Source organism: uncultured Paracoccus sp. (assembly GCF_947496875.1).
Classification (GTDB): Bacteria; Pseudomonadota; Alphaproteobacteria; order Rhodobacterales; family Rhodobacteraceae; genus Paracoccus.
The window spans coordinates 22,166-29,471 of the sequence record NZ_CANMEH010000026.1; the positions used below are offsets into that span (position 1 = coordinate 22,166).

Genomic DNA, 7,306 nt, shown 5'->3' on the forward strand with positions numbered 1-7,306 from the left:
ATGTCCTACTAGTTTGGTCGGAATGGTGGCGTCAACCAGCCTTCCGTCTAATGACGGCCGAAGATCAGCTGTGGCCCGACATCAGCCAATGTCGAACAGCCGGTCAGGGCCATGGCGATCCGCAGCTCGTCGCGCAGCAGCCGCAGCACGTGGGCGACACCTGTCGCCCCTGCCGCCGCAAGCCCCCAGATTACGGGACGTCCGACCATCACCGCATCGGCTCCGAGCGCGAGGGCGCGCAGGACATCCGCTCCGCGGCGAATGCCGCCGTCCATCAGCACCGGGACGCGCCCCGCCACGGCCGCGGCGACTCCGGGCAGCGCCTCGATGCTGGCGGGCAAGCCGTCCAGCACCCTGCCGCCGTGATTTGAGACAACGATGCCAGCCCCGCCCGCCGCGATCGCCTGCGCCGCGTCGCCAGGGTGCAGGATGCCCTTGACCATGACAGGCAGCGGCGCGGCGGCGCAGAGCCAGGCAAGGTCGTCCCAGCGCGGTGCCGCGGCCATCAACCCCTCGAGGCTGGCTCCGTCGGTCGGCGGCAGACCGGCGAGATTGACCGCGACCAGCCCTTCGGGGAGCGTGAAGCTGGCCCGCAATTCTCGGGGCCGCGGTCCGGCGACGGGCGCGTCCACCGTCAGCATCAGCGCGGCGTAGCCTGCATCCGCCGCCCGGTGGGCAAGGGTCAGCGTGCCCTCCCGACCGCGCCAGTACAGCTGGAACCAGTCGCAAAGGGCACCTGCTGCGCGCGCTTGGGCCAAGGGCGTCGTGGCCTGGGCGCTCAGCACCATGCGTGCGCCCTGGGCCGTCGCCCCCGCGGCTGTCGCGCAGTCGGCATCAGGATGGACCAGCCGCTGCCAGGCGACGGGCGCGACGAGGAAGGGGTGGTCCAATTGCGCGCCGAGCAGTGTCACCCGGGTGTCGCACTGGTGGACGTGACGCAGGACTCGGGGCATCAGCGGCAGCGCGTCGAGCGCGGCCTCGTTGCGGCGCAAGGTTACTTCCTCGCCCGCGCCACCGTTCACATAGGCCGCTACACCGGCCGGAAGGCCGGCCTCGGCCACCCGGCGGTAGTCGGCAAGCGTATGCGCCAAATCCTCGGGACCGGCCCTCACGACTTGAAGCGCCCTGCGAGCGGCAGGCTGGTCGTCGCGCTCACGCCAACCCCGGGGTATTGTCCGCCTGACCCGAAGGGAGCGGATGTCATACCTCTCTCCCGGTCCTTGCCTCGGACCAGTAGGCCGCGAGATGAGCGTTCTGCTTCGCAATGCCGAGCCGTCCATGGATAGCGCGCTTCAGCGGCTGGAGGCGCGATTTTTCGGTTGCGAACCAGTAACCATCAGCATCTACGAGCGCTTCCGCCAGCAGCCCTTCGCCGCCGGGCACGTGGTGCAGGCTTCGGCCAGGATGGTCGGGGAAGGGATAGTCCTCCGTGGCACCGAGCAGATGGACTTCGATGCGGGTCTGCAGCGACTGCGCGGCGATGATACGCGACAAGGCCGGATAGGCGGTCTCGTCGCCGCCGATCACCAGATGCGGGGTCCTGGGGATGCCTCCGCCTCCGGGACCGATCAGTCCGACCTGTATGCCCGGCAGGGCGTCCGTGGCGAAGCCGCAGGTCCTACCCCCCTCGTGGACGAAGACATCCGTCTCCATCCAGCCGGTGGCCGGATCGATGGCGCTGACCGTGTAGGCTGGCCGGTGCAGGTCGTCGGGCCACACAGTCTGGCCCGTCTCCGACAGGTGGGGCCAGCGCGTGTCACCGTCCGGGCGGGGCAGAACGATCCGGAAGTGGATCATGTCGCGGGCAAGCCGTTCGACCCCCGATCCTTCGAGCCGCAAGCGGAGGAAACGCGCCCCGATGCGCGTGACCCCAGCCACACGCGCCAGGCTGAAGTTGGGCGGCATGGCCCCGGCCTGTTCGGGGCCTGTCCATCGCAGGACATGGCCTGGAACATGTTCATCCAGATGTGCAACGGCCGCTTCCTGCAGCGTGAACAGCCAGTCGCGGGAATGGGCGCGGGCGTAGACCAGGCTGCCAGTGCCATCCTGACGCGCCCCGAACTCGCCGCCGCCGATCTCGAGCCAGGTGGAACGTCCATGGCCCGAGCGCAGCGTCAGGCCGTGCTCTTCCGCCTCATGGCGCAGGATCGCGTCCAGCGTCTCGAAAGGAAGCGCCAGCGCGGCTTCGGCCTGAAATTGGGGCGGGGCACCATGTCTCATGCAGGAAACTCCGTCGGCCGCTGCTGCGTGATGGTAAGCAGCAGCGCGATCACCCCGGCCAGTCCGGCGCAGATCAGGAACAGTGCGCCGAAGCCCGCCGCCTCGGCGATCATTCCGGCGGTCACGCCCAGCCCCATGCTGATGGTGGCGTCGAGGCACTGGAAGAGGGTGAAATCCACGCCGCCCTGCGTGGGGTCGGCCCAAGCCATGAACTGCGCGTAGAGGGCCGTGAAGCCGATGGCCATGACCGCCGAAGTCGAGAGCAAGGCGGCCCCGACCAGCAGCGGCCGCGGCAGGTCGAGACCCGTCGCGCTGAGGGCAAGGACTGCCAGCAGCATGACCTGTAGCCAAAGCCCGGCCAGCAGGGTCGTGCGGATTCCCCATTTCCGAACCAGGGAGCCGCCGAGGATCGCGCCAGCCAGTCCCAGGCCGAGGCTGGTCCCACCACTCAGCAGGCCGACCATCCCTAGCGGCAGGCCCAGGTCGATGAGATAGGGCCCCATCATCCCCATCGCAGCCTTCTGGGCGATGACAACGGTAGCAGCCAGTATCAGACCGCGGCGGATCTCGGGTCGGTCGAAGGCGCGTCTGAGGCTGGGCGCGGGAAGGGATGCGGAGGTGGGCCGGCGGCCGCGCGACACCGCCACAAAAGCGCCCAGCAGGAGGGCCACCAGAACAGCCATTGAAAGCGTGCCCGCTGTCCACCCCCAGTGCGCCACCAGAAGCACGAACAACCCGCCGCCGATGGCCGAGCCGACATAGGCCCCGCCGACCTGCGCGGCGTTGCCCCAGCCGAGGGCTTCGCCGCGCAGCGCGCCCACGGCGTGTCCGTCCACGGCGATATCGACCGTGGCCGTGGCAAAGGCCACAAGCATGAGTGCAGCGAGCACCGGCACCAGCGGCTGCAGCGGCAGAAGCCCGACCAGCACCAGGCCCGCGACTGTCACGGCGCCGCCAGCGAACACTATCAATGCCGTGCGCACGGGGCGCCCTGCCGGAAGGCGCCGCGCCTCCACCCACGGCGACCAGAGGAACTTAAGCGCCCACGGCAGGATCAGCAGCGACAGAAGCCCGATGCGGTCGAGCGGAAGACCGCGGTCGCGCAGCACCGCGGGCAGCCCACCCCAGGTCATGCCCCCGATCACGCTCTGCGCGACATAGGCTGTCCAGAGCCCCGCCAGCAGCGGCACCTGTCCGCGCCCAGCCATCGCTCAGAACCGCCGGCGCAGGCTGGCCGTCCAGATCCGGCCCTCGTCCCGATAGCAGTAGCCCGCGGTGCAGACCTCCTTCTGCGTGTCGAGAGCGTTCTTGACGTTGAACTGCATCTGGACGCCGGGCGCCTGCGGCAGGTCGTAGCTGACCTCTAGGTCAACGAAGGCGCGATCCTCGTTCTCCAGCGTGTTCTGGTCGTCGCCGAAACTCTCGCCCACGTAGCGCAGCCCGGCGCCCAGGCCGAGACCGGTCATCGGACCCTGCTCGACCTCGTATTTCGCCCAGATCGAGAGCACGTCGTTGGGCGTCCCCGACAGTTCCTTTCCGACGGTTCCCGCGGCCCCTTCCTCGATCTTGACGCGCTGGTGGGTGTAGCTGGCCACGGTGGACCAGCCGTCGTCCAAGTCGGCGGCCAGCTCCAGCTCGAACCCGCGGCTGTTCATGTCGAGCTGGCGCTGCTTGTTGCGGCCGCTGGAGGCGTCGAGCACGACGCCGTCCCGTTGGTCGATGTCGAACAGCGCGGCGCTGAACAGCAGGTTGGTTCCCTCGGGCGCGTATTTCAGACCGATCTCGCGCTGGGTCGCCTGGGTCGGGCGCGCAGGGCGTGAGACCTCGGTGGTCACGTCGTCATAGACCACACCGAGGTTGGGTGCGAAGGAGGTGGAGACGTTCGCGTAGGCGACCAGTCCCGAGTTCCAGCGATAGCTCAACCCGAGACGGCCGGAGCGACCGGTGTCCGTCTGTTCGCTCGTGCTGCGGTCTGCCGCGGTCGAGGTCGTTTCCACCCGATCGAAGCGTAGGCTGGCGAAAGCATGCCAGTTGCCCCACCGGATCTGGTCATGAAGGTAGACCCCGGTCTGCCAGGTCTCCTGCGCGTTCGAGAACGGCACGTCCTGTGCCGCCGTGTCCTCGGCCGAGACGTACGCCACGAGACTATGGGCATCGTATTCCGCGCGGGTAACGTCGATCCCGGCCAGCACCTCGTGCTCGATCGCGCCCGTGACCCCGTTCCATTGCAGAGCCGTGTCGGCCGTCGCCGTGTCGAGGTATTCGAGGTAGTGACCCCAATACCGCGCCAGCGACGGTCCCGCGGGATAGTGGCCGCTGTATTCCAGGTCGATGTCCACATGCGACAGCCGTGCGGAATGGCGCAGCGTCCAGGCATCTGTCAGGCGATGCTCGATCTCATAGCCCAGCCGCCACTGGTCCTGGCGGAAATCGTTGTAATCGGGATCGCCCTCGTAAATGTCCGAGACCACGCCGTAAGCGGGATTGTAGAACGCTGCGGTTCCGCCGGTCAGGGATCGCGACACCTCTGCCAAGAGTGTGGCCCGCGTCGTGCCGTTGTCGAAGCTGAGCGCGGGCGCGAAGTACGTCTTGTCGTCGGCATAGCCGGGAAGGTCGGTGTTGGCCTGACGATGGAGGCCGGTGAGCCGGAAGGCAAAACGATCGTCGCTCAGCGGCCCGGACCAGTCGCCGGCAAGCTGGGCACGGTCGTTAGCCCCAGTCGTGAACTCGACTTCTCGATAGGGCTCATCCTTTGGGCGCTTGGTCACGATGTTGACGACCCCGCCCGGGCCGCTGACGCCGTAGAGCGACGAGGATGGCCCCTTCAGCAACGCGAGCCCCTCGATCCCATAGGGCTCGATCTTGTGGAGCGCGGTCGGTGCGTTGAACTGGCGAAGTCCGTCGCGGAAGATGCCGTTGTAGAAGGCCGGAAAGCCGCGCAGCGTGAAGGCGTCGAAGCGGGAGTCCAGGCCGTAATTGTTCGGGTTCGCGCTCGCGGCGTAGGCTAGCGTCTCGTTCAGCGTCCGCGGGCGCTGATCCTCGATCTGGTCCTGCGTGACGACGGTCACGGCCTGCGGGATCTCGGCAATCGGCGTGTCCAGCTTCGTCGCCTGGCGAGAGACCGTGGCGACATATCCCGACTGGGTCAGCGTCTCGTCGCTCTCAGCCTCGATAACAACCTCATCCAGGACGACGACATCCTGCCCGAACGCTGGAAGCGCTACGCTCGCGGTAAGGAAAATCGCTACCGAGGGGACCTGAAGCCCCCAGCTGGCGCACGGAACAGGGCGGACGATCGCGGACAGCGGTCCGCGCGTGAAACGGGGCATGAAGGCTCCTCAGCCAGAGCAACCTGAGACGGGGTTGCGTATCTCGGACGTGTCGATCGCTGGCTTCGGCTGGCGTTGAGCTCCGGTAGTTAATCAGATCATTTTCGTCAACCATCTCGCGAGGGCCCCTCCATGGGGGCCGTCAGTGTGGTCGGCTCCCTCGGCCAGTTGCGTCCGGGCGGCATCGAGCAGCATGGTGCGCTGCCGCATCAGCAGGTCGCGCGGACGATGCAGAGCCATACCTGCGCATCGGTCTCCTAGGGAACTTTAGCGTTCCTTGGCGTTCCCGTGTCGTCGTCCCAACCGGCACCTCGCCCTCATGGTCGACCGCGCCACAGGTAGTGCGTGCGAGCCGCCGCCTCCAGCATCCTGGGTTGGATGTCATTGATCTTCTCCGTGGTCCAAAAGCGCTCGGCGAGGCGGCCGGTGCGCTCGCCTCGGCGCCGGAATCCGAGCAGGAACAGGAGCACCGTGAGCGGGATGGCGCAGTAGCGCAGGGCCGCAAGCGTCAGGGGGCTCGTGGCGATCACGGTGAGGAGCCTGCCGATCATCGCCGCCCCCGTTTCCAGTCGTCGAGCCGAGCGTAGATCGTGACCGCGATGCCCCCGAGCGCGACGGCGATGAACACCCAGCGGAGCGTATCGAGATACGGCACGAGCGGCAGGATGGCGCTCTGGGTCTCGGCGATGACGCTCTGCGCCACCTCGACACCCGCGGCACCCAGGGTCGCCACGCCAGCCGCGCCACCGCCCTTCATGGTGCGGCTCCCGGCCAGCACTTCGCGTGCGGGCGGCGTCTCGGCTGCAAATGCCGTGGCCAGGACCGGGAACGGCTCGCCCCACTGACGAGCGGGGCCGAGGTCGACGTGGATGAACCCCGAGCGCGGGTAGAAGCCGAAGCCGAGGAACCCGACCTCCCGTGCCGCCGCCTCGAAGGCTACCGGGTCGTGGTTCGCCATGGCGATGTCGAAGGCGGTGCCGTCGAGGTGCTTGGAGCGGGTCGCGCCGCCAACGGCGCGGTTGTGCTCGGGGCTTCGATAGGCCGAGCGGACGATCAGCGGCTTGCCAAGCCGGTCGCGCAGCGCCTGCAGCTTGTCCAACGCCGGTGCGTTGATCAGCAGCTTGCCGGTGCCCCGGCAGGCGATCTCGGTCGGGCTGAAGTTCGGCCAGCGCCAGGTGCCCTCAGGCACGTCGCGCCAATGGCGGTGGAAGGTCGTGGTCATGGGGTCCTCCGAAAACGAAAAACCCGCCTCGAGGGCGGGTCATTGCGGGCTGATGAATGTGGATGGGTCGCGGCTATGGGCTGCCGCCGAAGATCTTCAGCTTGATGGCTATGCCAGCGAGCAGCGCCAGCATGACGCCGGTGGTGATCATGCGGACAGCGGTCTGCATGGCGGTGCGCCGCACCAGCCGGATGCAGTCCACCAGGGAGCGCAGATCGCGGATGTCGAGCGCGGCCTCGTCGCCGTCGAGCCCGACATCGGCTAGCGCGCGCTTCGCACCTTCCTCGGCCGCCCGCGTCAGGATCGCCTCGAACTCGGCGTCGGGCATGCGCACGAAGCCCTCGGATCGGGGTGGTGTCATCGAGTCCTCCTTCCGCTGCTCAGCCGACCTTGCAGCCCCAGAAGGACGTGTGGTCGGCGGCGAAGTAGCCGTCCGCGACGCGGAAATACCCCTGCAACTCGACGGTATCGCCCGCGGTGAGCGGGACCATGGTCTGCAGCCAGATCGCGGTGGCGAGCGAGACGTGGGTGGCGG

Annotated in this window: 7 protein-coding genes; all 7 read right to left on the minus strand. The window is 68.0% G+C overall.

From position 1 onward, the window contains the following. Nucleotides 1-47: 47 nt before the first annotated feature. A complete protein-coding gene (locus Q0938_RS17225) occupies nucleotides 48-1,091 on the minus strand; it encodes an alpha-hydroxy acid oxidase (protein WP_299365008.1) in 1,044 nt (347 codons plus the stop codon). Nucleotides 1,092-1,200: 109 nt separating this feature from the next. Further along, the gene (locus tag Q0938_RS17230; RefSeq protein WP_299365009.1) at nucleotides 1,201-2,220 is read right to left on the minus strand and encodes a siderophore-interacting protein; all 1,020 of its coding nucleotides are present in this window, start codon (nucleotides 2,218-2,220) and stop codon (nucleotides 1,201-1,203) included. After that, nucleotides 2,217-3,428 (minus strand): MFS transporter, encoded by a 1,212-nt coding sequence (locus tag Q0938_RS17235; protein ID WP_299365012.1) that lies wholly within the window; start codon nucleotides 3,426-3,428, stop codon nucleotides 2,217-2,219. The genes Q0938_RS17230 and Q0938_RS17235 overlap by 4 nt, the downstream gene beginning before the upstream one ends. A gap of 3 nt (nucleotides 3,429-3,431) precedes the next feature. Continuing rightward, a complete protein-coding gene (locus Q0938_RS17240) occupies nucleotides 3,432-5,549 on the minus strand; it encodes a TonB-dependent siderophore receptor (protein WP_299365015.1) in 2,118 nt (705 codons plus the stop codon). A gap of 317 nt (nucleotides 5,550-5,866) precedes the next feature. After that, the gene (locus Q0938_RS17245; protein WP_299365017.1) at nucleotides 5,867-6,100 is read right to left on the minus strand and encodes a hypothetical protein; all 234 of its coding nucleotides are present in this window, start codon (nucleotides 6,098-6,100) and stop codon (nucleotides 5,867-5,869) included. Beyond that, nucleotides 6,097-6,771: a D-Ala-D-Ala carboxypeptidase family metallohydrolase gene (locus Q0938_RS17250; protein ID WP_299365019.1), complete on the minus strand. Its 675-nt coding sequence runs from the start codon at nucleotides 6,769-6,771 to the stop codon at nucleotides 6,097-6,099. The genes Q0938_RS17245 and Q0938_RS17250 overlap by 4 nt, the downstream gene beginning before the upstream one ends. Nucleotides 6,772-6,844: 73 nt before the next feature. After that, nucleotides 6,845-7,132: a DUF6127 family protein gene (locus tag Q0938_RS17255; RefSeq protein ID WP_085378178.1), complete on the minus strand. Its 288-nt coding sequence runs from the start codon at nucleotides 7,130-7,132 to the stop codon at nucleotides 6,845-6,847. Nucleotides 7,133-7,306: the final 174 nt, after the last annotated feature.